This window comes from Methyloceanibacter superfactus (assembly GCF_001723305.1).
Lineage (GTDB): Bacteria > Pseudomonadota > Alphaproteobacteria > Rhizobiales > Methyloligellaceae > Methyloceanibacter > Methyloceanibacter superfactus.
In genome coordinates this window covers 1-21,600 of the sequence record NZ_LPWF01000038.1, presented here as the reverse complement: position 1 = coordinate 21,600, position 21,600 = coordinate 1, and the positions used below count along the sequence as shown (strand labels likewise).

The following is a 21,600-nucleotide window of genomic DNA, read 5'->3' as shown; positions in this document are numbered from 1 at the left end:
CGCATGACGGCCCGATACGTGCTGTCCGGCCTCCTGGCCATGCTGGCGGTGCTGTGCCTCAGTACCGTGCCGGCGCGGACCGCAGACGACGGCGGAGACACGCCTGCCGCATCTCTGCCCGAACCCGCGGACCCAATCGTGCGCGCCCGCGAGCGGCAAGCGCTGATGGCCGTTTACGAGTCGCTCGGCGGGCCGGACTGGATTCAGCGGGATTTCTGGGGGAGCGACCGACCGGTGGGGGAGTGGCACGGTATCGAGACCGACGCCGAGGGCCGCGTCGTCCGGCTGACGATCTACGACAATAATCTCGACGGAAAGCTGTCGCCGGCGATCTGCGGATTGGAGCGGCTGCACACGCTGCATCTCTCCTTCAATAAGATCTCCGGCGCGCTGCCCGATACGCTTGGCGATTGCCGCGCGCTGACGAATCTCTGGCTGAAGGGCAATAGGCTGACAGGGCGGATTCCGGATTCAGTCGCCGTCCTGCCCGAGCTCGAATATCTCGATGTGCACGCTAACCGGCTCTCGGGTCCCCTACCCGCCATGTGGGATACACCAAAGCTCAAAATCCTCCGCGCGGAGGACAACAAGATCGCCGGGGCGTTGCCCGAGACCTTGTTCCGTCAGCCGAGTCTCGAGCAGGTTTTCCTGCACAGCAACAAGCTCAGCGGCCCCTTGCCGTCCTCGTTGACCGAGGCCGCGAGCCTGCATTCTCTTCTACTAGCCGACAACGGCCTCTCGGGACCGATCCCGGAAGACATCGGCACGCTTCAGCAGCTCACGGATTTGCGGCTCAATCGGAACAAGCTGACCGGGCGGATCCCGGAAAGCCTGGGGGACGCGGCGGCGCTGCAAGTCCTGCGGCTGGATCATAACCGCCTCAGCGGTTCCATACCGACGGGACTCGCGGCACACCTCACGGTGTTCGACGTGTCGCACAATCCGGATGTGACGTCGGACTGACGGAGACGCAGCCTACTCTTGAGAGAGGGCGGCGGTGCCTTGCGCTTTGCAGTCGCCGAAGGCCGGCGCATCGGGAAGCTGCAGGCAGGAGGCTTGAGCGGCTTCGCTCGGGCCCAACGTCATGGGGAGCACGGGCGCCTGCTCGGTCACGCAGCCGGCCAGCGCGAACGGCATCAAGGCGATCAGCAGCCATTTCATCGTTGCTCTCCCCGTCCAATTGGCTTGGCGGATCATCCCATAGAGATATTGCCGATGCGGTTAATTGCAAGGGATCCTCCGCCCCTTCCGTTTAACCTTGCTTCAGCCAGTCAAAATTGCCCGTTTCCCGCCATTTCTTCTGCCGCCTTTCGGGCGTGCAACATCATGACACACCCTGTGAAGACACCTCCAAAGTTTCGCCACAAGTTGCCCCCGCTGAGGACAGATTTGGCCAGCATTAGCAGCGCGGGCGCCGCGACGACCGGTGTTAAGCAATAATACTGTGAGGTGTATCGATGGGTTTTGGGGGAAAGCTTGCCAGTGCTTGCGTTTTAGTCTTGGGGCTTATTGCGTTAATTCAGCCGGCTCAGGCGGAGATCACTGACGGGACGCCAGAAAACAGCTCGATGGAATCAGAGAGGGCCCGCGAGTTGAATTGCCTCGCCCGTGGCATCTATTTCGAGGCTCGCGGCGAGTCCATTCGCGGCATGCTTGCCGTAGGCCGCGTGATCCTCAACCGGGTCAAGAGCAAGGCCTATCCGGAGACCGTCTGCGGAGTCGTCTATCAGAACAAGGAGAAGCACAACCGCTGCCAGTTCTCCTTCGCCTGCGACGGCAAGCCCGACACCATTAAGGAGCGCGCCGAATGGGGAGCGATCTTAATGCATGCCGCGTGGCTCCTCGCCAGCGACAAGGAGGAGACTTCCCCTCGGCTCGTGCGCTTCGCCACGCACTATCACGCCGACTATGTCAGCCCGCACTGGTCGCGTGTTCTGGTGCTGGCCGGGCGTATCGGCCACCATCTCTTCTACTACGACCCGACGGCATAGGCTGCCCCCCACGCCGAAGCGCCTGAGCAGGCCTAGACGGCATGCGAGAGAGGCGGAAAGCCCCTCGCCTAGGCGGCGAGGCCTTTGATCACCTTGACGATCACCAGCAGGATCACGGCGCCGATAAAGGCGAGAAGAATCGTGCCGAGGAGGCCGCCGCCAAGGGTGAGCGTGATCCCGAGCGCGGGAAATAGAAAGCCCGCGAGCAGCGCCCCGAGGATGCCCACGACGATATCGCCGATGAGCCCGAAGCCCGTGCCTTGAACCACCAGGCCGGCGAGCCACCCTGCGATGGCCCCGACCACAAGCGCGATGATAATTGCCGTCAGCATTGTTTCCCCCTCCGTTATCTCCGTGCTCACTCTAGCATGAGTCTCGGCTGGCCTCGCGGGTCGTTTGCGGTGGACTCTCGCTCCGCGCCCCGATTAGATCGGGCCTCCGTAACAGCGTTCTAGTGGGGGGAGTTCAAGCATGATCAGAACACTATTGGTGGCTTCAGCGCTCGCGACCGCGCTTCTGTTCTTAGGGTCGCCTGCCAAAGCGGAGTGGCTCTGCGGCGAGGAGCGCTGCGTTTGGGTCAGTTGGGATGTCGATGAGCCCGACTTTGCAGAAGCTTGGGGTCCGCCGGTTCGGCCCAACTGCTTTTGGAAACAGGGTGTCTTTGGCCGCTGGAAGATGGTCTGCCCCCGCTGATCGCGCGCAAAACCCTCCGCTAGGCCGCGCGAACGCTATTTTACCTCCCGGCCGGTAACGAGATCCAGCCAGCGGCGGAGCACGCCTTTGCAGGCTTGTGCAAAGGCGGGCAACGCCGTGCGGCTTTCGGCGATCACGGCCTCCGCGTCGAAGCCGTTGGAGGCCATGTAGTCGGCATTGTTGCGGCACATGACATCGACCAGGGGCGCGTCCACCTCGGCGTGGTACTGGAAGCCGTAGACGTTGTCGCCATAGCGAAACAGCTGGCACGAGGTGAGCTCAGACGAGGCCAGATTGACCGCGCCCGGCACGTTCTCGATGCGGTCGCCGTGGAAGTGATAGGCGAGCAGCGTCTTGGGATGGTCCTCGAGGATCGCATCGTCAGCCGCCGCCTCGCTCAACACGAGGTCGTACCAGCCGATCTCCTTCTCGGCGCCAGGGGCGACTTCACCGCCAAGGGCGCGCGCCAGGATCTGCGCGCCGAGACAGAAGCCGGCGATCGGCTTTTTCGCCGCCATGAAGTCCTGACAGAGCGCGATCTCCCGCTGGAGATAGGGATACTCATCCGTCTCGTAAGCGCTCTGCGCCCCGCCGAGCACGACCAGCCCGCTATAGTCGCCGGGCTTGAGCGTGTCATAGTCTGTGTCGTAGCCGAACACCGTCTCCTGCCCCAGCCCCCGTTCGGCGATCAGGGTGGAGAGTTGTCCGGCGCCTTCCTTGGCGTCGTTCTGAACGATGAGAACCGGTTTCATCTCGAGGCTCCTCAAGGGCTGGGTTGCGATTGGGCTCTCGGTAGAAACCCATCCAGGCGGCAAGGGTTCGGCGCACGCGCCGAGGGCCCCAGACTCACCATCTCGTCAAGGCCGGACACGAACCGTGACGTCCGACGTTACGGCTTTAGCACGAGCGGCACGACCGTGCGTCCGGGAGGAAAGCCCTCGCCGTCCGAGACATCCTCCTCGAACACTTCGAGATGGCCGATCTGCCGCGCATCCACGCTGTACGGCACGGTGAAGGAAAACGCGCCCGGTCCGTCAACGCCACCGCCTTGGGTATTGCCGCTCGCCAGTTGCGCACCGTCCCGGGCAATGAGTTTCCACTGCACGCTGCCCTCGAAGCTGCGTGAGCACCCCTTGACCGTGAAACCGCTTTGGACCCGCTGTCCGGCTAGCGGCTCGGTGGCGATGACGAAGGCGGCCTCGTCGAAGGCCCCATCGCCATTGTCGCAAGCGTCGGTCTCCTCACCTTCGACCCAGCCGCCCCAGGCGAGCACCGGTCCCGACGGCACCAGTGCCGATAGGATCAAGAGCCCGAACGTGGCGGCGTAGAGTATCCTCCGTGACGTGCGACGTGTCGCAGGTGTGGGATGAGTCATGGCCTCCTCCATTTGTCCTGCCGAAAGCTCACAGACAAGGCTATGTTGCCATGAAGCCGTCGCCGGCGCGATTGGGCTAAAATCAAAAAAATCGAGTCAAATGAGGAGGACACAAATGGCCAACCCAACCCTTCGCACGCTCACGGGCATGGACCCGAACCCGGCGCCCATCTCGGACAGCGCGCTGGTGCTGATCGACTGCCAGCAGACCTATCGCGAGGGCGTCATGCAGTTGGAGAATGTCGAGCCGGCGCTGCAGGAGGCAGCGAGCTTGCTCAAGCGATTCCGCGACGCCGGGCGGCCGGTGATCCACATCATGCATGCGCTGGCGCCGGCACACCCTACGACATCTCCGCACCCATCGGCCAAATCGCCGATGCGGTGGCGCCCATCGAGGGTGAGACCGTGATCGTGAAGACCTATCCGTCCGCTTTCGAGAAGACCGAGCTCGACGCCGCGCTGAAGTCCCTTGGCGTGAAGAACGTCGTCTATGTCGGCTTCATGACGCATATGTGCGTGAACTCGACCGCGCGCGCCTCGTTCAATCACGCTACGCCAACACGGTGGTCGCCGGAGCGACGGCGACGCGCGCCATTCCCAACCCGGCGACCGGTGCGGAAATGCCGGCGGCGCAATTGCACAATGCCAGCCTGTCGGCGCTGGGCGACATGTTCGCCGTGGTGGTGCCGCGCGCGGCCGACGTTCCGAACTGACACCGACAATCCCCTCTGGAGATCACCATGCTGACGCGACCCCGATGGAACGGACGGCATTTTCGCCGGCCTCCTGCTTCTCGCTGCTGGCGCTCGTGCTGCTCGGTACGCGCTTCGTCCAAGGGTTCATCTTCTGGGGCGGCGCCACCCGGCGGCTGATCTACAATTTCCACGAGGTCAATGGCGCCGACGTCGCCGTGAAGCTCGACTTCGAGTCGGCCAAGTTCGTCGCCAACAAGCTCACCCACGCCCTGCCCGGGACGTTGTGGATTCAAAGCCCGCTCGAATGGACGCTGCAATATCCCGACTTGATCATCGCCTCGGTGTGGATCTGGACTCTCGCCGAACTTGCCGTCGGCCTCGGACTGATCCTCGGCTTGGCGACGCGCCTCGCCGCGCTCGTCAGCATCGGCCTCAATGTCTCCCTGATGCTCATCTTCGGCTGGATGGGCTCCACCTGTCTCGATGAGTGGACCATGGCCGTGTCCGGCCTGGCGATGAGCAGCGCGGTGTTTCTTGCCGGCGGCGGCACTTGGTCGCTCGACAATCTGATCGGCCGCAGCGGCTGGGCCGAGCGCAACGGCTGGACGGCTTGGGTGTTCAGCGGCCCGCTGCCCGTGGGGAGCGTCAGGACGGCCGCCCTGGTCCTGGCCGCGGTGGCGGTGGTGTTCACCGTCGGCAGCTATCATCTGCTTTTCGGCGCAGTGGTTTCGCCGCAGCACGCGCGGGTCAGCTTCCACAGCCACGACATTGCCCTGTCGAAAGCGGCCGTCGCGGCCGACGGCGCCGTCACATTCGATGCTTATGTGGATGCGGGACCGGATACGGGCGCCGCTTACGTCATCGCCGCGCGGCTGGTCGATGCCTCGGGCACGACGGTGGCCGCATGGGATGGCGCCGTGCTGGCCGCCCTTCCCACGACCGCCATCCGCAACGTCTACCCCTATGTCTGGGCCTCGCACTTCAAGACCGAGAGGGTCGGCTTCAGCGGGCAGACCGGCGCGCGCGCAACGATCACCCTGCCGCCGCCGGAGGGAGCGACCGCCGAAGGCGCGCCGCATGAGCTCATCTTGGAAGCGATCGACGGAACGACTTGGAAAGCGAAGGTCGTCCCTTAGTCCTCGAGGAGTGCGGCGAGGAACAGTTTCGCCTTGGCACCGATGCCAGGCGCCTCGCTCTCGCGCGGACCGGCGATGGAGAGCGCGCCGCCTCCCCTCGCCTTTAGCCAAGCGCGGGCTTTTGTCAGCGCGTTGGGAGCGTCGATGTCGACGACCACATATGGCTTGCCCTGGTCCTCGGCGCAGCTCACCGCCAGCGCGGTGCCTTTGGACACAGCAAGGCCGGCGCGGTCCGTCACGACCATGAGCGCGTCGCTGTCGCGGACGTTCCACGCCGTGCGCCGCTCGGGCGCGGACTCCGGTGTCTCGCGCAAGGCGGCGTAAAGCGCGAGAAGGCCGGGCGGGTCAGGACAATCCTCGGCCCAGCCGCCCTTCGGACACCAGCCCGCATAGGGAATGCCGGCCTCGATGGCGGCATCGAGCGCCGCCCGGTCGACGCCGGTCTGGCCGCCAGAGATGACCTTCAGCCCTTCGGCCTCCTTCACCGCCTATCGCCTCCCATCTTGCACTTGAAACAGGAAGGCGCATCATGCGGTGAACAGGGGGAAACCGCCATGCCGTCAGCGAAACTGTTGCTCCTCGGCTTTGTGGCCGGCTTCATCGCCACCCTGATCTTCCATCAAGGCCTATGGTGGGTGTTCAACCGTGTCGGCATCATCCCGCCGGCCCGTCCCGCCTGGCCGCTCGATCCGATCCCGCCATTCGGCCTACCCTCCGTGCTCTCCAAGGCCTTTTGGGGCGGACTGTGGGGTCTCGTGCTCACGCCGGTGCTCGCGCATCTGACCGGCGCGAGCTATTGGATCGCCTGGATCGTGGTCGGGGCCGTGGCCTTGACGGCCGTCGCCTTCTTCGTGGTGCCGCCCCTCAAAGGCGAGCCCATGCAGGCCATGGGACCCCGCTTCCTGATCGGCCTGTCGGTCAACGGCGCCTGGGGGTTCGGCACGGCCCTGATATTGCGGCTGCTCGGCAAGACTTAGGGCGTCATAAGATCCTCGTCCGCCGCGACGGCGCGCTGGAGCGCCGGCCGCTCTTGCAGCCGTCCCACATAGCGCATGAACTCGGGGCGTTCGGGCAACAGCTTGAACATCAGGCCCCAGCGGAGCGTCGAGCCCACGACCACGTCGGCCGCCGTGAACTGCTCGCCCATGAGGTATGGCCCCGGCTCCACCGCCTTCGCCGTCACCTCCATGACCGTATCGAAATCGCCATAGCCGAGCGTGCCGCGGCGCGGCTGCTCGCTGCGTGGCATGGCGCGATCGACCATGGCGGGCTCGATACAGCTCGGCCCGAAAAACAGCCATTTCAGATATTGGCCGCGCCGCTTGTCGCCGATCGGAATGCTGAGCTTCGCTTGTGGAAATTCATCGGCGAGATAGGTGCAGATCGCGGCCGCCTCGGCGACAATCGCGTCGCCGTGCTTCAGGCCGGCACCTTGCCCATTGGGTTGACGGCAAGATAGTCAGAGGCGAATTGCTCACCTTTGGTCAAGTCCAGGAGGTGAATATCGTAGGGTTCGCCCAGCTCCTCCAGCATCCAGCGCACGATGGACGATCGTGAGGGCGCGGCGTGGTAGAGAGTGAGCTCGGTCATTTCAGTTCTCCTCGATTCGGCACAGGATATTAGGCAAGCGCGGAAGCCATATGAACGCCACGAAGACCAAGACTGCCGGCGCGGCAAAGAAGCCGCCGGCCCCCTCGTCGAACGAGACGAATGAGCCGGACGAGACGGAAGCCCAGGCGCGATCCTATCGCGAGCAAGTGCGGCGGCTCTATCACGGCAGCAGCGTCAGTGCGCATCGATTCCGTTTCGCGCTGCTGGCCTTCGACATCCTGACCATATTGTTCATCGTCGGCACGTCCTTCATCCCACGCGAGCCTTGGATCGAATGGCTCGACATGATTTTCGGCATCGTCATCCTCGCCGACTTCTGCGCCCGCATTTGGGTGAGCCCGCACCCGGTTCGCGAGTTCGCTCATCCCGCCACCTGGGCCGACATGGTGGCGATCTTCTCCTTCCTCGCGCCGATCGTCGGCGAAGGTCTCGGCTTCCTGCGCATCCTGCGCACGTTGCGGCTATTGCACACCTACCAACTGGTGGCGCGGCTCCGGGCCGACAGCAGCTTCTTCCGCCGCAACGAGGAGACCATCACCGCCGTCATCAATCTCGGCGTGTTTCTGTTCATCATGACGGGCGTCGTCTACGAGACCCAGCACTGGCGCAATCCGGACATCGCCAACTATGTGGATGCGCTCTATTTCACCGTAACGGCGCTCACCACGACGGGCTTCGGCGACATCACCCTCAAGGGCGAGCTCGGCCGGCTCATCGCCGTGATCATCATGATCTTCGGCGTGACCCTATTCTTGCGGCTGCTGCAAACACTGTTGCGTCCGCACAAGGTGCGCTTCGCCTGCCCGTCCTGCGGCCTCCAGCGTCACGAGATCGACGCGGTGCATTGCAAGGCCTGCGGCACGCGGCTCAACATTCCCGACGAGGGCCGGTTCTAGCGCAGGTGTTAGGAGACTCTCGAATGGCCGCTAAGCGCTGGTCCCAGGACGTCACGGAACACTCCCACGCGCTCGACCTCAAAAAGGGCGTGTTTACGCTTAAAGACCCCAAGGAAATCGCCGCGTCGCTGAAGCGCTCGGCGGAAGCGAGCACGCGGCGCAAGGCCGATCCGTTCCGGTCGGCGATGTCCATGCTCGTGTTCTATATCAACCGGGCCGGCAAGAATTTGCCGGAAGAAGATCGTGCGCGGTTGGAGCAGGCCAAGGACGAGCTGCGCAAAGCGTTCGGCAAGCCAACCGAAGGTTAAGCGCGGCCCTACCGGGTCTCCGCCTTGGCGACGCTTTGGATCTCTTCGATCCTGTGTTCGGCGTGGTGCGAGAAGGTCGACAGCACCGCGTCGAACGTGGCCTCCTCGGCGGTGACGCTGCCGCGCTCGGTTTGCAGCTGTTCGAACACGCCGCGATAGTCGCTGTAGCCTTGCAGCTCCTCGCGGCGTTGCCACCAGAAGTCGCCGACCAGGAAGAACCTGATCCAAGAGAACAGGCAGTCGGTCCAATCTTCCAGATAGGCACGGAGGTGGATGCTCGGGCTGGTCAGAAAGACATTGCCGGCACGCAGCGCGTCCGCACCGCCGGCTTTTCCCCTTGCCCTTGCTATCGCCGGCGGTGATCTCCACGAGGCGGCCGTCGAGGAAATGATATTCCGGGCATTCGAGGAACACGAAGCTCATGCGGTCGGCGCCGGGATAGAGCCCTTCCGGATCGAACAGCTTGAAATCGAGACCGCGCAGACGGACCCGGTCCAAGGCGATGAGCTGCGGGCCCTCACCTTCGGGCTCGATCACGGTGAGCCCCGCCTCGTGTGCCCGCGTGATGAGCGTCTCCGGGTGGGGACCGATCCAGCTCGAGACCAGGATCCGGCCGGCGACGTCATGGTCGATGGTCTCGATATTGGCGCGGGGCGGAGCGGTGTATTTTTCGCCGACAAGGCTCAGCACGAAGGGCGGCTCGCCTTGGCGAAGATAAGTGTCGCTCAAGCTGGCGAGGCGGTGCAGATGACCGAGCAGCCGATACCGGATTTTCGGGTCGCGGCAGTGGCCTGTCCATACAACGTCGACGGAGGGCATGGGCTTTCTAACGTCCTCCGCAAGGGTTCGGGACAATGAGGAAGGCCGCACCTTGCCGATGTCCCCAGGCACGCGCAAGCAGCACCCGCAAACAGGGTTGCCTTGAGGTTCACCCGAAAGAATAAACGGCGTGACCCGTTGCCAGGTCACGCCGTCTAGTCGGCTATGCAAGCCCCGGGCCTAGGGACCCCGAGGCCGAATAGCCGTATTTGCGAAATCTAGGCCTTGGCGTGGGCGCCGTGCCCGGAACCCGCCAGGAGGCCGGCAACCTTCTCGGATACCCAGCCGAAGATGGCGCCGACGATCATCGACAGGATAATGACGACCACCGGGTTGGCCATGGAGGCCGACGCCAGATTCCCCGCCCCATTGCCGAGCAGGGTCAGGGCCACCACGGAGGCAAAACCGTAGACCTGGGCCGGGATGGCGGAGAAGATCGGGATATTCGCGAGCAGCACCATCAGGCGACGCCGACGCCGACACAGATCCCGGCCCAGATGGGCAGGCCGAGGCTGTCACCGACGCCTGTCTGGGTCGCCACCCAGAGCGTGATACCGGCGATAATGCGCCGGCGATATTGCCGAGAATGGCCGATTGCAGGCCCGACTCGCTGCCACCGCAGTGGAAGAAGCATCCCCAGGCGATAAAGGCAGCCCAAATCGCCAACGCTCCGCCAAGCGGCCCCAAGAAGAGCCACGTGGCTATGGCGCCAAGCACACCAACGCTGATTGCAAGTGCTGTATTCGCGGACATTTCACCCCCCTTTTTGTGAAAAAGAGAGCGGGCGGATGCCGCCATCGCCGGCAATCCACCGGCTCACTGGAAGGAAGCCGGTTTGTTGCCAGATCGACTCGGCTTCCCGCAGAACTATAACCCAAAGCGGTCCTCTACTGAACAAAGTTTAGTCTTTTGCCCAACAAATAGACGTTGACCCACCCGGTCTCGGCTGCGGACAAGGGGTTGTTCCGCTTGAAACTTCCGGCCATGCGGGCCTAGGTACGGCCATGGTGGATAAAGGCGGTTCTGAAACGGTTATGGCGGACAGGGTACATGTGATCGGCGGCGGGCTGGCCGGCAGCGAGGCGGCTTGGCAGCTGGCGAACAGCGGCGTTGCCGTGTCCTTGCACGAGATGCGGCCCGTCCGCGGCACCGAGGCCCATCAAACCGACGCGCTCGCCGAGCTCGTCTGCTCGAACTCCTTTCGCTCCGACGAATGGGAAACCAATGCGGTCGGGCTCCTGCATGAGGAGATGCGCCGGGCCGGCTCGCTGATCATGGCGTCCGCCGATCAGCACAAGCTGCCCGCCGGAGGTGCCTTGGCGGTCGACCGCGAGGGCTTCGCCGCGGCCGTCACGGAGGCGCTGACCGCCCATCCTCTGATCGAGATCAGCCGGGGCGAGATTGCCGGCCTGCCACCCGCCGAGTGGCGGAGCGTCATCGTGGCGACAGGTCCCCTCACCTCGCCGGCGTTGGCGGAAGCCATCCAGTCGCTCACCGGCGAGACGGAGCTCGCCTTCTTCGACGCCATCGCGCCCATCGTCCATCTGGACTCCATCGACATGGACATCTGCTGGCGCCAGTCGCGCTACGACAAGGTGGGCCCAAGCGGCAGCGGCGCCGACTACATCAACTGCCCGCTCGACAAGGCGCAATACGGGGCCTTTATCGACGCGCTGCTCACCGCCGAGAAGACCGCATTCAAGGACTTCGAGAAGACGCCGTATTTCGAGGGCTGCCTGCCCATCGAGGTGATGGCGGAACGGGGCCGAGAGACCCTGCGCTACGGTCCGATGAAGCCGGTCGGGCTGACGGATCCGCACCGGCCCGAGGAGAAACCCTATGCGGTGGTGCAGCTGCGCCAGGACAATGCGCTCGGCACATTGTGGAACATGGTAGGCTTCCAGACCAAGCTCCGCCACGGCGAGCAGGTGCGCGTGTTCCACATGATCCCCGGGCTCGCTGCGGCTGAATTCGCCCGTCTCGGCGGCCTTCACCGCAACACCTTCCTCAACAGCCCGAAGCTGCTGGACGACAGCCTCCGTCTCAAGGCCGATCCGCGCTTGCGCTTCGCCGGGCAGATCACCGGCGTCGAAGGCTATGTGGAATCCGCCGCCATCGGACTGATTACTGGTCGGTTCGCCGCCGCCGAGGCGCGCGGGACAAAGTCCATGCCCCCACCGCCAACCACGGCGCTCGGCGCATTGCTGGCCCATATCACCGGCGGGCATTTAAGCGCCGACGGCGAAGGCGCCGCACGAAGCTTCCAGCCCATGAACGTCAATTTCGGGCTGTTCCCGCCGATCTCCGTACCGCGGCAGCCGCGCGACCCCAAAGGTCCGAAGACTCCGCGGAGCGGTAAGGCGTTCGAGCGGAAGCGCGCCATGGCCAACCGCGCGCTGGCTGATCTCGATCACTGGCTATCGGGGCCTGCGTCCGCCGCCGCGGAGTAGAAGGGCGCGCGCCGGCGCTCGCACCTAGCGCGATCGCGCCAGGCGCCAGAGGCGGTGAAGCGGATTGATCCGGACGATCTCGTGCAAAGGGTCCGCCGTCTTCGCCAACACCGCAAGATAGGGTTCGACCAGGCTGAGCGGCAAGAAGGCCGTGCGGCCGGCTTCGTTGATGCCGGTCCCCGTCATGCCCTCCCCATACAGATGGAATTCCGCGACGCGCAAAGACTCGCGCGCGTGCTCGCGCATCTCGGCGAGCAAGGCCTCGATCCCCGGGCCCGTCTCGCCGCTGAAGATCGCTTGCGGCGAGGTGCCGTGACGCAGAAGCGAATCCTCGGCCAGATAGGTGCGGCCCTTGGCGGCGAGAACCGGCAGGCTCCGCATGACTCGAACCAAGCCGTAAGCGCGGCCCGCGGCTTCCGCCACGACATCGCGGTTCTCCCCTTCCGCGCCGACGATCTCCGCGGCAAGCGCGAACAGCCCGCCGGTGGTATCGAACAGATAGGCATCGAGGGTGCGGGCATCGGGCATCACGGTTTCGCCAATGTCGAAGCTGCGGGCGTCGATGAGCGCGCCGATGCGCTCGCGCGACAGGCCACGACGGGCGAGCGCTTGGCCGAAGGCATCGGCCACGGGCTGGCCGGTCGCCTCCCCGTGCGCCGCCGCGTCGATGGCATCGCGCCACCATTGCAGGCGGATGGCGCCGAGCCCCGGCTCGGTCACCAGATCGGCGATGCGGGCCAGCTCGGCATTGAAGGCGAAGAGAGCGAAGAGATCGTCGCGGGCGGCGCGTGGCGCGAACAGCGCGGCAAGGGTGCGGTCCGGGTCGGCGGCGCGTGCGATGCGCCGCACCGACTTGGAACGCCCGGCATCAGGCACCGATCCGCCTCATAAGGCTGGTGCCCATCGCGCGCTCACGCGCCCGCGGCGGCGCCGGCCCTGCCCTTGGCGGGATCCTTGGCCGGTCCCTTGGCGGACTCGGTGCTGGCACTGAAAGCCTCGCGCCGCACACCGAGGATGAGCTGCATGGGCGACGCCACGAAGATCGACGAGTAGGCGCCGATGACGATGCCGAAACACATGGCCACGGCGAAGCCGTAGATCGCCTCTCCCCCGAAGAATAGGAAAGGCAGCATGGCGAGGAAGGTGGTCACATGGGTGAGCACGGCCCGCGACAGCATCTCGTTGATGGACAGATCGAGCAGCTTGACCAGCGGCATGCGCTTATATTTCCGCAAATTCTCTCTGATGCGGTCAAAGATGACGACCTTGTCGTTCAGCGAATAGCCGATGATGGTGAGGATGGCAGCGATGCTCGAGACGTTGAACTCGAGCTGCAACAGCGCGTAAAGCCCGATGGTGGCGGTGACGTCGTGGACCAGCGAGGCGACGGCGGCCACGGCGAACTGCCATTCGAAGCGGAACCACACATAGATCATGATGCCCAACAGGGCCACGACCACGGCGACCGTACCGCCGGAGATCAGCTCCGAGGAGATGGTCGGCCCGACGATCTCGGTGCGGCGATATTCCACCGTGTCGCCCAGCGCCCCCTTCACCTTGGCGATGGAGGCCTGCTGCTCCTCTTCCTTGGGCTGGGAGGCGATCCGGATGAGAACGGCATTCGGCGCGCCGAATTCCTGAATCTGCACCTCGCCGAGACCAAGCCCGCTGATCTTGCTGCGGATGTCGGAGAGATTGGCGGGGCTCTCCTTGGTCTGAACCTCGATCAGGGTGCCGCCCTGAAAATCGATGCCCATGTTGAGGCCGATCGTCGCCACGAGAAAGAGCGGAACGACCGTCAGGAAAGCCGAGACGAGCCAGGTGATGGCGCGTTGACCGACGAAATCGATCTTGGTGTCCGGCGGGATGAGTGTGATGCCACGAAACATTCTGGCTGATCCTAGATTGGCACGAATTTCGGCCGCGCCCGGCGCAGCCAATAGGCGACCATCATGCGCGTCACGGTGACGGCGGTGAACATGGACGTGAGAATGCCGATGGTGAGGGTCACGGCGAAGCCGCGGACCGGCCCGGAGCCCAGCCAGAACAACACCAACACGGCGATCAAGGTCGTCACATTGGAGTCGATGATGGTGGTCAAGGCTCGCGCGTAGCCTGCATCGACAGCGGCAAAGGGCGACTTGCCGGACCGGATCTCCTCCCGAATGCGCTCATTGATCAGCACGTTGGCATCGACGGCGATACCGATGACGAGCACGATGCCGGCGATGCCGGGGAGCGTCAGGGTGGCGCCCATGAGCGACAGCACGGCGAAGATCATCGCGATATTGATGATGAGCGCCAGGTTGGCGAAGAGACCGAAGAGCCCGTAGGCGAGGAACATGAAGACCACGACCAGCACCAGGCCGGCGATGGCCGCCTTCTTGCCGCTCTCGATGGAATCGGCGCCGAGACTGGCACCCACCGTGCGCTCCTCGATGACGGTGAGCTTGGCGGGCAACGCGCCGGAACGCAGCAGGACCGAGAGATCGTTCGCCTCCTGCACCGAGAAGTTACCGCTGATCTGCCCGGTTCCGCCGAGGATCGGCTCGCGAATGACCGGCGCGGAGATCACCTTGTTGTCGAGAACGATGGCGAAGGGCAGCCCGACATTCTCCTGGGTCACCCGGCCGAAGCGCTTGGCGCCGGCCGCATCGAAGCGGAAAGTCACCACCGGCTCGCCGGTGCGGGAATCGAAGCCCGGCTGGGCGTCCACCAAGTTCTCGCCGCTGACCAAGACCTGGTCCTTCAGCACGTATGGCACCGGCGGATCGTCGGAGGAATAGACCAACTCGTCGCCCGGCGGCACCTTCTTGCTCGCCGCGACCTCGGCGGCGTTGGCCGACGGATCGACGAGCTTGAACTCGAGCTTGCCGGTCTCGCCGATCAGGCCCTTGAGGCGCTCCACGTCCGACACGCCAGGCACCTGGACGAGGATGCGGTTGCGCCCCTGACGCTGGATGCTGGGCTCCGTGGTCCCGAAGGCGTCGACGCGGCGGCGGATGGTCTCGATCGAGGCCTGGATGGCGGCGCTGATGCGATTGTTGAGGCCGGGCTCGGTGACGGCGAGCGTGACGCCATCGCTGCCGTTGCGGGTGACTTCGAGATCGTAGCCGGAGAATCCGCCGAACACGTCGTTGCCGATCGGCACGGCGAGCTTCTTCAGCTCCGTGACCGCCTTGTCCATGTCTTCGGGCTTGCGAATGCGCACGGACACGCTGCGTCCGGCGACATTCAAGGTGAGGTCCGTGTAGCCGATGCGGCTCGTGCGCAGCGTCTCACGCACATCGCCGCGGATCGTGCCGAGCCAGTCTTCCACCAGCTCCTTTTCGTCGATCTGGTAGAGGAGATGCGCGCCGCCTTGAAGGTCGAGGCCGAGATTGACCTGCTTCTTCGGCACCCAGCTCGGCAGCTCTTGCAGGGTCGACGCCGGAATCAAATTGGGAATCGAGAAGATGAACCCGGCGAGCACTACGCCGAACACCAAGATCAGTTTCCATTTTTGGAAATGCAGCATTGCCGGGTTTAAAACTCCAGATCAGACTAAATGTCGAGCGCGTGTCCGGATCAATCGGACGCTGCCTTGGATTTGGGGGACGTCTTGGGCGCCGGTTTAGCGCTCTTGGATTGGTCGTCGCCGCCCTCGCCTTTGCCGCGTACCTCCGACACCGTCGAGCGAACGATCTTGATCCTGACGCCCTCGGCGATCTCGACCTGCAGCTCATGCTCGTCGACCTTGGTGACCTTGCCGATGATGCCACCGGAGCTCACCACCGTGTCGCCGCGGCGGATGCCGGCGATCATCTCCCGATGCTCCTTCATGCGCTTCTGCTGCGGCCGGATCATCAGGAAATACATGATGCCGATAATGAGGACCGTGGGCACGAGCAGGCTATTCAGCATCTCAAAGCCGCCACCTGCCTGAGCGAAGGCGAAACCGTTCATTGCTCGTATCCCCTGCTTGTCCTAAGGATGGCCGCTTTCGGCCAGTTTGGGCCCCTATTCGCTGTCGCGAACAGGCTCTTATCGGGCGATTTGGCGCGACTATACTGAGCTACAACGCCTTTGCAACGGGCCCCGGCATGAACTTTCAAGAACCGCTGTCTGGACTGATGGAGCGAATCGCCCAGGCGCTGGAGCGGCTTGGGCCCATCCGGGCGGCGATGCCCGATTTCACGACCGCCGATGCCTTCGTCTATCAGGCCGAGACCGGGGCTTTTGCGCCGGTCGGGAGCGTCAACCGGGTGCCGCTGCCGCTTCTCAAGGGCATCGACCGCAGCCGCGACGCCCTCCTGGCCAACACGGAACGCTTCGCGCGCGGCCTGCCCGCCAACAATGCGCTGCTCTGGGGCGCCCGCGGCATGGGTAAGAGCTCCCTGGTCAAGGCCGTCCATGGTGCCGTCAATGCCGGCCTCCCTGCCCTCAAGCTGGTCGAGATCCACCGCGAGGACATCGACGCTCTACCCCACCTCCTCGGCCATCTGCGCACGGCGCCCGAGCATCAATTCATTCTGTTCTGCGACGATCTGTCTTTCGAGGCGGTCGACACCTCCTACAAGTCGCTGAAGGCGGTGCTGGAGGGCGGCATCGAAGGCCGGCCCGCCAATGTGCTGCTCTACGCCACCTCCAACAGGCGGCATTTGATGCCGCGCGAGATGGTGGAGAACGAACGCTCGACGGCCATCAATCCCTCCGAGGCCGTGGAAGAGAAGCTGTCCCTGTCGGACCGCTTCGGCTTGTGGATCGGTTTCCACAATTGCAGCCAGGACGACTATCTCGCCATGGTGCGGGGCTATGCGGAGCATTACCGGCTCGACGTGGCGGAGGAGCGGCTCACCCGCGAGGCGCTCGAATGGGCGCGCGGCCGCGGCAGCCGGTCGGGCCGCGTTGCCTGGCAGTTCATTCAGGATCTTGCGGGACGCCTCGGCGCGACCCTCTAGAGGCGCGACGCTCCGGGCGCTAGTCGGCCTGGGCCGCCATGCTGCTCATATATTTCGTCGGATCGACGGGCCGTGAACCTTTGCGCAACTCGAAATGCACTTGCGGCTGGCTGACCGAGCCGGTGGCGCCGGCCTTGGCGATGATCTGACCGCGGCGCACCTTGTCGCCGCGCTTGACCAGAAGCTCCTCGTTGTTCGCATAGGCCGACACCCAATTGTTGGCGTGACGGACCAGCACGAGATTGCCGTAGCCCTTGAGCTCGCTGCCGGCATAGGCGACGACGCCGTTCTCGGCCGCCTTCACCGAGGTGCCTTGCGGCACGGAGATGTTGATGCCGTCGTTGTGACCGCCGTCAGGCTTGGTGCCGAAGCCGGAGATGACGCGTCCCTTGACCGGCCAACGGAAGCTGCCGCCGGACATGGGGTCGGGATTGGGAAGCTGATCGACGCGGGCGATGGTCTTTGGGGTGGCAGCAGCCGTCTTGGCGGCATTGCCGGTGATCTCAGGCGAGGCCGGGGCTTTTTCCGCCGCCGGTGCGGCGCCGGCGCCATGATCGTCGTGGTCTTCACTTTGCGCACGCCGGACGAACTGGCTGCCGCCGCCACGGCGGGCGCGGCCGATGCCGCCGGGATGATGAGCTTCTGGCCGATCTGCAGATTGTCGGCACGGACGCCGTTGCGCTGCATGATCGCGTCCGCGTCGGTGCCGAGCTTGTCGGCGATGGCTTGGGGCGTGTCGCCCGGCGCCACGGTGTAGGTGGTCTCGCCCGCTTGAGCGGCCGGCGCCGCTGTGGCTACGCGGGGCGGCGGTGCTGCGGCGCTGGCGCCCGGCATGACGAGGGTCTGGCCGACGCGAAGCCGCGCATCGGGAAGATTGTTGGCGCTCTGAATGGTGTCGATGGGGACGCCATAGCGCTGCGACAGGCTGGACAGGGTGTCGCCGCTCTGGACCTTGACGCGCGGGCCCGAGGCGATGGGCGGCGGCGCGGGACGCGGCGCGCGCTGCGCCGTATAGGCGCCACCCTTGGGCGTGTATTCGGCGGTCGACTGCGGCGGCGGCAGGCTGGAGCGCGATACGCCGCCGGATTGGTTCGGATCGCCGTAATATTGATAGCGGCCGGAGCTATAGACCGACTCCGACGGAACTGGGAGCGACGCCGTGGTCGTCAGGTCCGCGTTCTCGGAGCCTTTGTCGCTGAGACCGAATGACGGATAGTCGAAACGCGAGACGCCGGAGCTGCAAGCCGCCAAGGCAAGCGCCACACCGGCGCCGCCAACACGCCACAAGCGCTGCGGCCACGACTCGACGAAAACGCCACCCGCATCCCTACTCGACCCCCACGCAATACTCGTTTCAGCGAGTAAAGCGCGCGGGCGGTAAACAACGCATTAAGCCTCTTTGCGGGCCTGCCTAAAAATGAATCAGCGAACAACGACCAACGCCCCTTCCGAAGCTAGCCACGCTTGACCCGGCCATGCACCAACGGCACGAAACGCACCGGCAAGAGCGGCGTCTCCACCAGCCCCTCCTCCGTCTTGTCGATCTGCACGAGCTGCTGCGCGTCGCGCGTCTCGCCGAGGGGGATGATCATGCGGCCCCCCTCCTTCAACTGGTCGAGCAGCGCCGCCGGCGCATCGAGCGCCGCGGCGGTGACGATGATGCGATCGAACGGCGCCTGCGGCGGCCAGCCGAGCCAGCCGTCGCCGATGATGGTGGTGACATTCGTGATCTTGAGGTCGGCCAGGCGCTGCTCCGCCGCCTTCTGCAGCTCGCGCCAACGCTCCACGGTGTAGATGCGCCGGCACAAATAGGACAGCACGGCGGCCTGGTAGCCCGAGCCGGTGCCGATCTCGAGCACTTTGTGGCGCGGGTCGAGCTCGAGCTTCTCGGTCATGAAGGCGACGACGAAAGGCTGGGAGATGGTCTGGCCGCACTCGATGGGCAGGGCGATGTCCTGATAGGCGTGGTCGGCGAAGGCCTCGTCGACGAACAGCTCGCGCGGCACCCGCTCGATGGCGCGCAGCCCTTGGGGTCGCGGATGCCGCGACGCCGAAGCTGCATGATAAGGCCGATCTGGTCTTGCGCGCTCGCCATTGCCACCCACCTCCCTCGAGGCGGCTTTTGGCGTGAGTATCAGCCGATTCGAGCGCCCGGGGGTAAGGTCTATTTGGCTTTTTCGCCGAGAACCCCGGCAAGCGCTTCGAGCGAGCCACTGTCGGTAAAGTCGAGGCAGAGCGGCGACACCGAGATCAGGTTGGAGCGCACCGCCCACAGATCCGTGCCTTTGGGCGGCTTTGCATTGCGCTTGGCGATACCAATCCAATAGTAGGCCTTGCCGCGCGTATCCATGCGGTCGTCGATGTCGAGCAGCGCCGTATCACGCAAGCCTTGGCGCGTGGCGACCATGCCCTGAACCTCGTCCGGCTGGCAGTCGGGAAAGTTGACGTTGAGCACGGTGCCTTCGGCCCAGCCCGCGTCCAGTAGCCTATGCAAAAGATCGGCGCCGTGCTCCATCGGCGTCTCCCAGATCGGCGTGCCGTGATCGTAATTGCCGACGGCGAGGCTGAGCGCGATGGACGGCACGCCGAGCAGCGTGCCCTCGATGGCCCCGGCGACCGTGCCGGAATAGTTCACGTCGTCGGCGAGGTTCTGGCCGCGGTTCACGCCCGACAGCACGAGATCCGGCGGATCATCCTTGAGCAGGAAGCGCACGCCCATGATCACGCAATCGGTGGGCGTGCCCTTCACCGCGTAGCGGCGCTTGCCGATCTCGCGCATGCGCAGCGGCTCGGCGAGCGTCAACGAGTGAGACGCGCCGGAATTGTCCGTCTCCGGCGCCACCACCCAAACGTCGTCGGTGAGATCGGTGGCGATCTTCTCCAAAACATCGAGACCCGGCGCCTCGATGCCATCGTCATTGGTGATGAGGATGCGCATTTTTTTTTCGAGTCGTTTTCGAGCTTTCGCCGACGCCTTCTTCTTTTGAATCACTTCGCCGCCTCGATCCTGGTGAGACCGCCCATATAGGCTGAAGCGCCTCGGGGACGCGCACGCTGCCGTCCGCCTCCTGGTAGTTCTCCAACACGGCGATCAGCGCACGGCCGACGGCGACGCCGGAACCGTTCAACGTATGCACGAACTGGGTGGCCTTGGAGTCCTTGGGACGATAGCGCGCATTCATGCGCCGGGCCTGGAAGTCGCCGCAGTTCGAGCAGGAGGAGATTTCGCGGTAGGTGTCCTGCCCCGGCAGCCACACCTCGATATCGTAGGTCTTTTGCGCGGCGAAGCCCATGTCGCCGGTCGACAGCACCACCACGCGATAGGGCAGCCCAAGCTTCTGCAGCACCGTCTCGGCGCAATTGGTCATGCGCTCGTGTTCCTCACACGATTGCTCCGGCGTGGTGACGGAGACCAGCTCGACCTTGGTGAATTGATGCTGCCGGATCATGCCGCGCGTGTCGCGGCCCGCCGCGCCCGCTTCGGCGCGGAAGCACGGCGTGCCCGCGGTCACGCGCATCGGCAGCTTGGCCTCGTCGGTGATGTCCTCGCGCACGAGGTTGGTGAGCGGCACCTCGGCGGTCGGAATGAGCCAATAGTCATTCCCTGCGGCGAACTGATCCTCGCGAAACTTCGGCAGTTGGGCGGTGCCGAACATGGTGTCGTCGCGCACGAGCAGCGGCGGGTTCACCTCGGTGTAGCCGTGCTGGTCCGTGTGCAGATCGAGCATGAACTGGGCGAGCGCACGTTCGAGCCGCGCCAACCCGCCCTTCAAGACGACGAAGCGCGAGCCGGAGAGCTTCGCCGCCGTGTCGAAATCCATCAGACCGAGATCTTCGCCGATCTCGAAATGCTGCTTCGGCGTGAAATCGAACTTGGGCAGCTCGCCGACTTTGCGCAGCTCGACATTGTCCCGCTCGTCCTCGCCAACGGGCACGTCTTCGGCGGGCATATTGGGGATGCCAGCGAGCAGATCGTGCAGACTGGTCTCCAGGAGACGCTTGGCCGCCTCGCGATCCTGGATGATGGACTTCAACCCGGCCACTTCCTCCATGAGGCGCTTGGCTTCGGTCTCGTCCTTGGCTTGCTTTGCCTTCCCGATCGCTTTCGAAGCACTGTTGGCGCTGGCTTGCGCCTCCTCCAAAGTCTGAATCGTTTCGCGGCGTTCCTCGTCCAGCTTAAGAACGTGATCCAACGTGCCCTTCGGGCTCTCGAAGTCACGGTCTCTCAGGCCTTTGACGAAGGCCTCCTGGTTCTCACGTATCCATTTGACGTCGAGCACGGCTGAACTTCTCTCTCAATCGACTCGGGGGACAACTGGCCCCCGTATAAGGCCCGAAGAGGCCATTGTCATGACCCCCTCTCCTCTTCCGGCTGAGGAGGTTCCAAGGCCCGTGTCGAAGCCTGAGGCCCCGCCCCTTCGTTGTCATCGCCGGGCTTGTCCCGGCAATCCAATCGGGACTTGGTCAAATGCCGCTCCGCCCTATTGGATGCCCGGACCACGTCCGGGCATGACGAAGGAGAACGGGCACGCTCCTTCATTGCCGCGACGTTTTCGCGCCCGGGCTTTGCTTTCTCTCTCCCCAAAAGGGGGGTGGCGCGCCGCTTGGCGCAAGATCCTTTAGGTGTCCGCGGGGCTTTGCGAGACCCGCGGCGGGCGCGTCACGGCGCGCCACAGCCGGCGATAT

The 21,600-nt window shown here is 64.6% G+C and carries 25 protein-coding genes and 5 pseudogenes; 10 read left to right on the top strand and 20 right to left on the bottom strand.

Annotated elements, in window-relative coordinates; translation table 11 throughout:
* The first annotated feature begins 39 nt into the window (after nucleotides 1–39).
* On the top strand, nucleotides 40–963 hold the full coding sequence (locus AUC69_RS15530; protein ID WP_158008156.1) for a leucine-rich repeat domain-containing protein: 924 nt from the start codon (nucleotides 40–42) through the stop codon (nucleotides 961–963).
* A 12-nt stretch (nucleotides 964–975) separates the two neighbouring features.
* Here AUC69_RS15530 and AUC69_RS15525 read toward each other — a convergent pair whose 3' ends face one another.
* Nucleotides 976–1,161, bottom strand: coding sequence for a hypothetical protein (locus AUC69_RS15525; RefSeq protein ID WP_069442961.1), 186 nt, complete (start codon nucleotides 1,159–1,161; stop codon nucleotides 976–978).
* Between the two features lie 422 nt (nucleotides 1,162–1,583).
* Between AUC69_RS15525 and AUC69_RS15520 the strand changes: the two are divergent.
* A pseudogene (locus tag AUC69_RS15520) lies at nucleotides 1,584–1,991 on the top strand (cell wall hydrolase); the annotation flags it as partial.
* Between the two features lie 68 nt (nucleotides 1,992–2,059).
* Here AUC69_RS15520 and AUC69_RS15515 read toward each other — a convergent pair.
* From AUC69_RS15515 to AUC69_RS15505, 3 genes are all read right to left on the bottom strand, one after another.
* On the bottom strand, nucleotides 2,060–2,323 hold the full coding sequence (locus tag AUC69_RS15515) for a GlsB/YeaQ/YmgE family stress response membrane protein (RefSeq protein ID WP_069442959.1): 264 nt from the start codon (nucleotides 2,321–2,323) through the stop codon (nucleotides 2,060–2,062).
* 396 nt (nucleotides 2,324–2,719) lie between these two features.
* Entirely contained in the window at nucleotides 2,720–3,436 is a 717-nt protein-coding gene (locus AUC69_RS15510) for a type 1 glutamine amidotransferase (RefSeq protein ID WP_069442958.1), read from the bottom strand.
* A gap of 137 nt (nucleotides 3,437–3,573) precedes the next feature.
* A complete protein-coding gene (locus AUC69_RS15505) occupies nucleotides 3,574–4,059 on the bottom strand; it encodes a Gmad2 immunoglobulin-like domain-containing protein (RefSeq protein ID WP_158008155.1) in 486 nt (161 codons plus the stop codon).
* Between the two features lie 115 nt (nucleotides 4,060–4,174).
* Here AUC69_RS15505 and AUC69_RS15500 point away from each other — a divergent pair.
* Both AUC69_RS15500 and AUC69_RS15495 read left to right on the top strand, forming a co-directional pair.
* Nucleotides 4,175–4,772 (top strand): annotated as a pseudogene (locus AUC69_RS15500) (cysteine hydrolase family protein).
* 44 nt (nucleotides 4,773–4,816) lie between these two features.
* Nucleotides 4,817–5,890: a TQO small subunit DoxD gene (locus tag AUC69_RS15495; protein WP_069442956.1), complete on the top strand. Its 1,074-nt coding sequence runs from the start codon at nucleotides 4,817–4,819 to the stop codon at nucleotides 5,888–5,890.
* On the opposite strand, the gene AUC69_RS15490 is transcribed toward AUC69_RS15495, so the two are convergent.
* The gene (locus AUC69_RS15490) at nucleotides 5,887–6,375 is read right to left on the bottom strand and encodes a putative molybdenum carrier protein (RefSeq protein ID WP_069442955.1); all 489 of its coding nucleotides are present in this window, start codon (nucleotides 6,373–6,375) and stop codon (nucleotides 5,887–5,889) included. The genes AUC69_RS15495 and AUC69_RS15490 overlap by 4 nt on opposite strands.
* 69 nt (nucleotides 6,376–6,444) lie before the next feature.
* On the opposite strand from AUC69_RS15490, the gene AUC69_RS15485 reads away from it, so the two are divergent.
* Complete coding sequence (locus AUC69_RS15485) at nucleotides 6,445–6,867, top strand: hypothetical protein (RefSeq protein ID WP_069442954.1); 423 nt, start codon at nucleotides 6,445–6,447, stop codon at nucleotides 6,865–6,867.
* Here AUC69_RS15485 and AUC69_RS18840 read toward each other — a convergent pair.
* Together AUC69_RS18840 and AUC69_RS18835 are read right to left on the bottom strand one after the other, a co-directional pair.
* Nucleotides 6,864–7,154: a glutathione binding-like protein gene (locus AUC69_RS18840; RefSeq protein ID WP_244500304.1), complete on the bottom strand. Its 291-nt coding sequence runs from the start codon at nucleotides 7,152–7,154 to the stop codon at nucleotides 6,864–6,866. The genes AUC69_RS15485 and AUC69_RS18840 overlap by 4 nt on opposite strands.
* 155 nt (nucleotides 7,155–7,309) lie before the next feature.
* Complete coding sequence (locus tag AUC69_RS18835; protein WP_244500303.1) at nucleotides 7,310–7,480, bottom strand: glutathione S-transferase N-terminal domain-containing protein; 171 nt, start codon at nucleotides 7,478–7,480, stop codon at nucleotides 7,310–7,312.
* Nucleotides 7,481–7,530: 50 nt separating this feature from the next.
* On the opposite strand from AUC69_RS18835, the gene AUC69_RS15475 reads away from it, so the two are divergent.
* Together AUC69_RS15475 and AUC69_RS15470 are read left to right on the top strand one after the other, a co-directional pair.
* Nucleotides 7,531–8,397 carry a potassium channel family protein gene (locus AUC69_RS15475; protein WP_083239528.1) on the top strand — a complete coding sequence of 289 codons (867 nt, stop codon included), beginning with the start codon at nucleotides 7,531–7,533 and terminating at the stop codon, nucleotides 8,395–8,397.
* Nucleotides 8,398–8,420: 23 nt separating this feature from the next.
* Nucleotides 8,421–8,705: a DUF3175 domain-containing protein gene (locus AUC69_RS15470; protein WP_069442953.1), complete on the top strand. Its 285-nt coding sequence runs from the start codon at nucleotides 8,421–8,423 to the stop codon at nucleotides 8,703–8,705.
* An 8-nt stretch (nucleotides 8,706–8,713) separates the two neighbouring features.
* Here the strand turns inward: AUC69_RS15470 and AUC69_RS17625 are convergent, their stop codons facing one another.
* Nucleotides 8,714–8,854 carry a hypothetical protein gene (locus AUC69_RS17625; protein ID WP_158008154.1) on the bottom strand — a complete coding sequence of 47 codons (141 nt, stop codon included), beginning with the start codon at nucleotides 8,852–8,854 and terminating at the stop codon, nucleotides 8,714–8,716.
* Between the two features lie 124 nt (nucleotides 8,855–8,978).
* Here AUC69_RS17625 and AUC69_RS15465 point away from each other — a divergent pair, with 124 nt between their 5' ends.
* Nucleotides 8,979–9,563, top strand: a complete 585-nt coding sequence (locus tag AUC69_RS15465) for a hypothetical protein (RefSeq protein ID WP_069442952.1) — start codon at nucleotides 8,979–8,981, stop codon at nucleotides 9,561–9,563.
* A 179-nt stretch (nucleotides 9,564–9,742) separates the two neighbouring features.
* Here the strand turns inward: AUC69_RS15465 and AUC69_RS19170 are convergent, their stop codons facing one another.
* From AUC69_RS19170 to AUC69_RS19160, 3 genes and pseudogenes are all read right to left on the bottom strand, one after another.
* Nucleotides 9,743–9,985 carry a DUF1097 family protein gene (locus AUC69_RS19170; protein ID WP_280136665.1) on the bottom strand — a complete coding sequence of 81 codons (243 nt, stop codon included), beginning with the start codon at nucleotides 9,983–9,985 and terminating at the stop codon, nucleotides 9,743–9,745.
* Nucleotides 9,985–10,158 (bottom strand): hypothetical protein, encoded by a 174-nt coding sequence (locus AUC69_RS19165; protein WP_280136664.1) that lies wholly within the window; start codon nucleotides 10,156–10,158, stop codon nucleotides 9,985–9,987. The genes AUC69_RS19170 and AUC69_RS19165 overlap by 1 nt, the downstream gene beginning before the upstream one ends.
* A pseudogene (locus AUC69_RS19160) lies at nucleotides 10,146–10,277 on the bottom strand (DUF1097 family protein); the annotation flags it as partial. The pseudogene AUC69_RS19160 and the gene AUC69_RS19165, both read right to left, overlap by 13 nt.
* A 281-nt stretch (nucleotides 10,278–10,558) precedes the next feature.
* On the opposite strand from AUC69_RS19160, the gene trmFO reads away from it, so the two are divergent.
* Nucleotides 10,559–11,974 carry a methylenetetrahydrofolate--tRNA-(uracil(54)-C(5))-methyltransferase (FADH(2)-oxidizing) TrmFO gene (gene trmFO / locus AUC69_RS15455; RefSeq protein ID WP_069443003.1) on the top strand — a complete coding sequence of 472 codons (1,416 nt, stop codon included), beginning with the start codon at nucleotides 10,559–10,561 and terminating at the stop codon, nucleotides 11,972–11,974.
* A 24-nt stretch (nucleotides 11,975–11,998) separates the two neighbouring features.
* On the opposite strand, the gene AUC69_RS15450 is transcribed toward trmFO, so the two are convergent.
* From AUC69_RS15450 to yajC, 4 genes are read right to left on the bottom strand one after another with little or no spacing between them, the layout of a single operon-like run.
* Nucleotides 11,999–12,850: a phytoene/squalene synthase family protein gene (locus AUC69_RS15450; protein WP_083239527.1), complete on the bottom strand. Its 852-nt coding sequence runs from the start codon at nucleotides 12,848–12,850 to the stop codon at nucleotides 11,999–12,001.
* Nucleotides 12,851–12,885: 35 nt separating this feature from the next.
* A complete protein-coding gene (gene secF / locus AUC69_RS18830) occupies nucleotides 12,886–13,863 on the bottom strand; it encodes a protein translocase subunit SecF (RefSeq protein WP_244500302.1) in 978 nt (325 codons plus the stop codon).
* An 11-nt stretch (nucleotides 13,864–13,874) separates the two neighbouring features.
* Nucleotides 13,875–15,491 (bottom strand): protein translocase subunit SecD, encoded by a 1,617-nt coding sequence (secD, locus tag AUC69_RS18825; protein WP_244500301.1) that lies wholly within the window; start codon nucleotides 15,489–15,491, stop codon nucleotides 13,875–13,877.
* A 50-nt stretch (nucleotides 15,492–15,541) separates the two neighbouring features.
* Nucleotides 15,542–15,919: a preprotein translocase subunit YajC gene (gene yajC, locus AUC69_RS15440; protein ID WP_069442950.1), complete on the bottom strand. Its 378-nt coding sequence runs from the start codon at nucleotides 15,917–15,919 to the stop codon at nucleotides 15,542–15,544.
* A gap of 137 nt (nucleotides 15,920–16,056) precedes the next feature.
* On the opposite strand from yajC, the gene AUC69_RS15435 reads away from it, so the two are divergent.
* Nucleotides 16,057–16,914: an ATP-binding protein gene (locus AUC69_RS15435; RefSeq protein ID WP_069442949.1), complete on the top strand. Its 858-nt coding sequence runs from the start codon at nucleotides 16,057–16,059 to the stop codon at nucleotides 16,912–16,914.
* A gap of 19 nt (nucleotides 16,915–16,933) precedes the next feature.
* On the opposite strand, the gene AUC69_RS15430 is transcribed toward AUC69_RS15435, so the two are convergent.
* The 5 genes and pseudogenes from AUC69_RS15430 to serS form a co-directional block, all read right to left on the bottom strand.
* Nucleotides 16,934–17,236 carry a M23 family metallopeptidase gene (locus AUC69_RS15430; RefSeq protein WP_069442948.1) on the bottom strand — a complete coding sequence of 101 codons (303 nt, stop codon included), beginning with the start codon at nucleotides 17,234–17,236 and terminating at the stop codon, nucleotides 16,934–16,936.
* Nucleotides 17,215–18,177, bottom strand: coding sequence for a LysM peptidoglycan-binding domain-containing protein (locus AUC69_RS15425; protein WP_141700850.1), 963 nt, complete (start codon nucleotides 18,175–18,177; stop codon nucleotides 17,215–17,217). The genes AUC69_RS15430 and AUC69_RS15425 overlap by 22 nt, the downstream gene beginning before the upstream one ends.
* Before the next feature lie 191 nt (nucleotides 18,178–18,368).
* Nucleotides 18,369–19,009: pseudogene (locus AUC69_RS15420) on the bottom strand (protein-L-isoaspartate(D-aspartate) O-methyltransferase).
* A gap of 69 nt (nucleotides 19,010–19,078) precedes the next feature.
* Nucleotides 19,079–19,852, bottom strand: a complete 774-nt coding sequence (gene surE, locus AUC69_RS15415; RefSeq protein WP_069443002.1) for a 5'/3'-nucleotidase SurE — start codon at nucleotides 19,850–19,852, stop codon at nucleotides 19,079–19,081.
* 50 nt (nucleotides 19,853–19,902) lie between these two features.
* A pseudogene (serS, locus tag AUC69_RS15410) lies at nucleotides 19,903–21,194 on the bottom strand (serine--tRNA ligase).
* Between the last annotated feature and the right edge of the window lie 406 nt (nucleotides 21,195–21,600).

What these genes read in the sequence shown, in the direction of transcription:
- trmFO (WP_069443003.1), top strand. Translation starts at nt 10,559, where the DNA reads ATGGCGGACAGGGTACATGTGATCGGCGGCGGGCTGGCCGGCAGCGAG.
- AUC69_RS15470 (WP_069442953.1), top strand. Translation starts at nt 8,421, where the DNA reads ATGGCCGCTAAGCGCTGGTCCCAGGACGTCACGGAACACTCCCACGCG.
- AUC69_RS15475 (WP_083239528.1), top strand. Translation starts at nt 7,531, where the DNA reads ATGAACGCCACGAAGACCAAGACTGCCGGCGCGGCAAAGAAGCCGCCG.
- AUC69_RS15515 (WP_069442959.1), bottom strand. Translation starts at nt 2,323, where the DNA reads ATGCTGACGGCAATTATCATCGCGCTTGTGGTCGGGGCCATCGCAGGG.
- AUC69_RS15485 (WP_069442954.1), top strand. Translation starts at nt 6,445, where the DNA reads ATGCCGTCAGCGAAACTGTTGCTCCTCGGCTTTGTGGCCGGCTTCATC.
- AUC69_RS19170 (WP_280136665.1), bottom strand. Translation starts at nt 9,985, where the DNA reads ATGGTGCTGCTCGCGAATATCCCGATCTTCTCCGCCATCCCGGCCCAG.
- surE (WP_069443002.1), bottom strand. Translation starts at nt 19,852, where the DNA reads ATGCGCATCCTCATCACCAATGACGATGGCATCGAGGCGCCGGGTCTC.
- secD (WP_244500301.1), bottom strand. Translation starts at nt 15,491, where the DNA reads ATGCTGCATTTCCAAAAATGGAAACTGATCTTGGTGTTCGGCGTAGTG.
- AUC69_RS15530 (WP_158008156.1), top strand. Translation starts at nt 40, where the DNA reads ATGCTGGCGGTGCTGTGCCTCAGTACCGTGCCGGCGCGGACCGCAGAC.
- AUC69_RS15505 (WP_158008155.1), bottom strand. Translation starts at nt 4,059, where the DNA reads ATGACTCATCCCACACCTGCGACACGTCGCACGTCACGGAGGATACTC.
- AUC69_RS15525 (WP_069442961.1), bottom strand. Translation starts at nt 1,161, where the DNA reads ATGAAATGGCTGCTGATCGCCTTGATGCCGTTCGCGCTGGCCGGCTGC.
- yajC (WP_069442950.1), bottom strand. Translation starts at nt 15,919, where the DNA reads ATGAACGGTTTCGCCTTCGCTCAGGCAGGTGGCGGCTTTGAGATGCTG.
- AUC69_RS15435 (WP_069442949.1), top strand. Translation starts at nt 16,057, where the DNA reads ATGAACTTTCAAGAACCGCTGTCTGGACTGATGGAGCGAATCGCCCAG.
- AUC69_RS18835 (WP_244500303.1), bottom strand. Translation starts at nt 7,480, where the DNA reads ATGACCGAGCTCACTCTCTACCACGCCGCGCCCTCACGATCGTCCATC.
- secF (WP_244500302.1), bottom strand. Translation starts at nt 13,863, where the DNA reads ATGTTTCGTGGCATCACACTCATCCCGCCGGACACCAAGATCGATTTC.
- AUC69_RS15510 (WP_069442958.1), bottom strand. Translation starts at nt 3,436, where the DNA reads ATGAAACCGGTTCTCATCGTTCAGAACGACGCCAAGGAAGGCGCCGGA.
- AUC69_RS19165 (WP_280136664.1), bottom strand. Translation starts at nt 10,158, where the DNA reads ATGCTTCTTCCACTGCGGTGGCAGCGAGTCGGGCCTGCAATCGGCCAT.
- AUC69_RS15495 (WP_069442956.1), top strand. Translation starts at nt 4,817, where the DNA reads ATGGAACGGACGGCATTTTCGCCGGCCTCCTGCTTCTCGCTGCTGGCG.
- AUC69_RS18840 (WP_244500304.1), bottom strand. Translation starts at nt 7,154, where the DNA reads ATGGTCGATCGCGCCATGCCACGCAGCGAGCAGCCGCGCCGCGGCACG.
- AUC69_RS15465 (WP_069442952.1), top strand. Translation starts at nt 8,979, where the DNA reads ATGCTCGGGCTGGTCAGAAAGACATTGCCGGCACGCAGCGCGTCCGCA.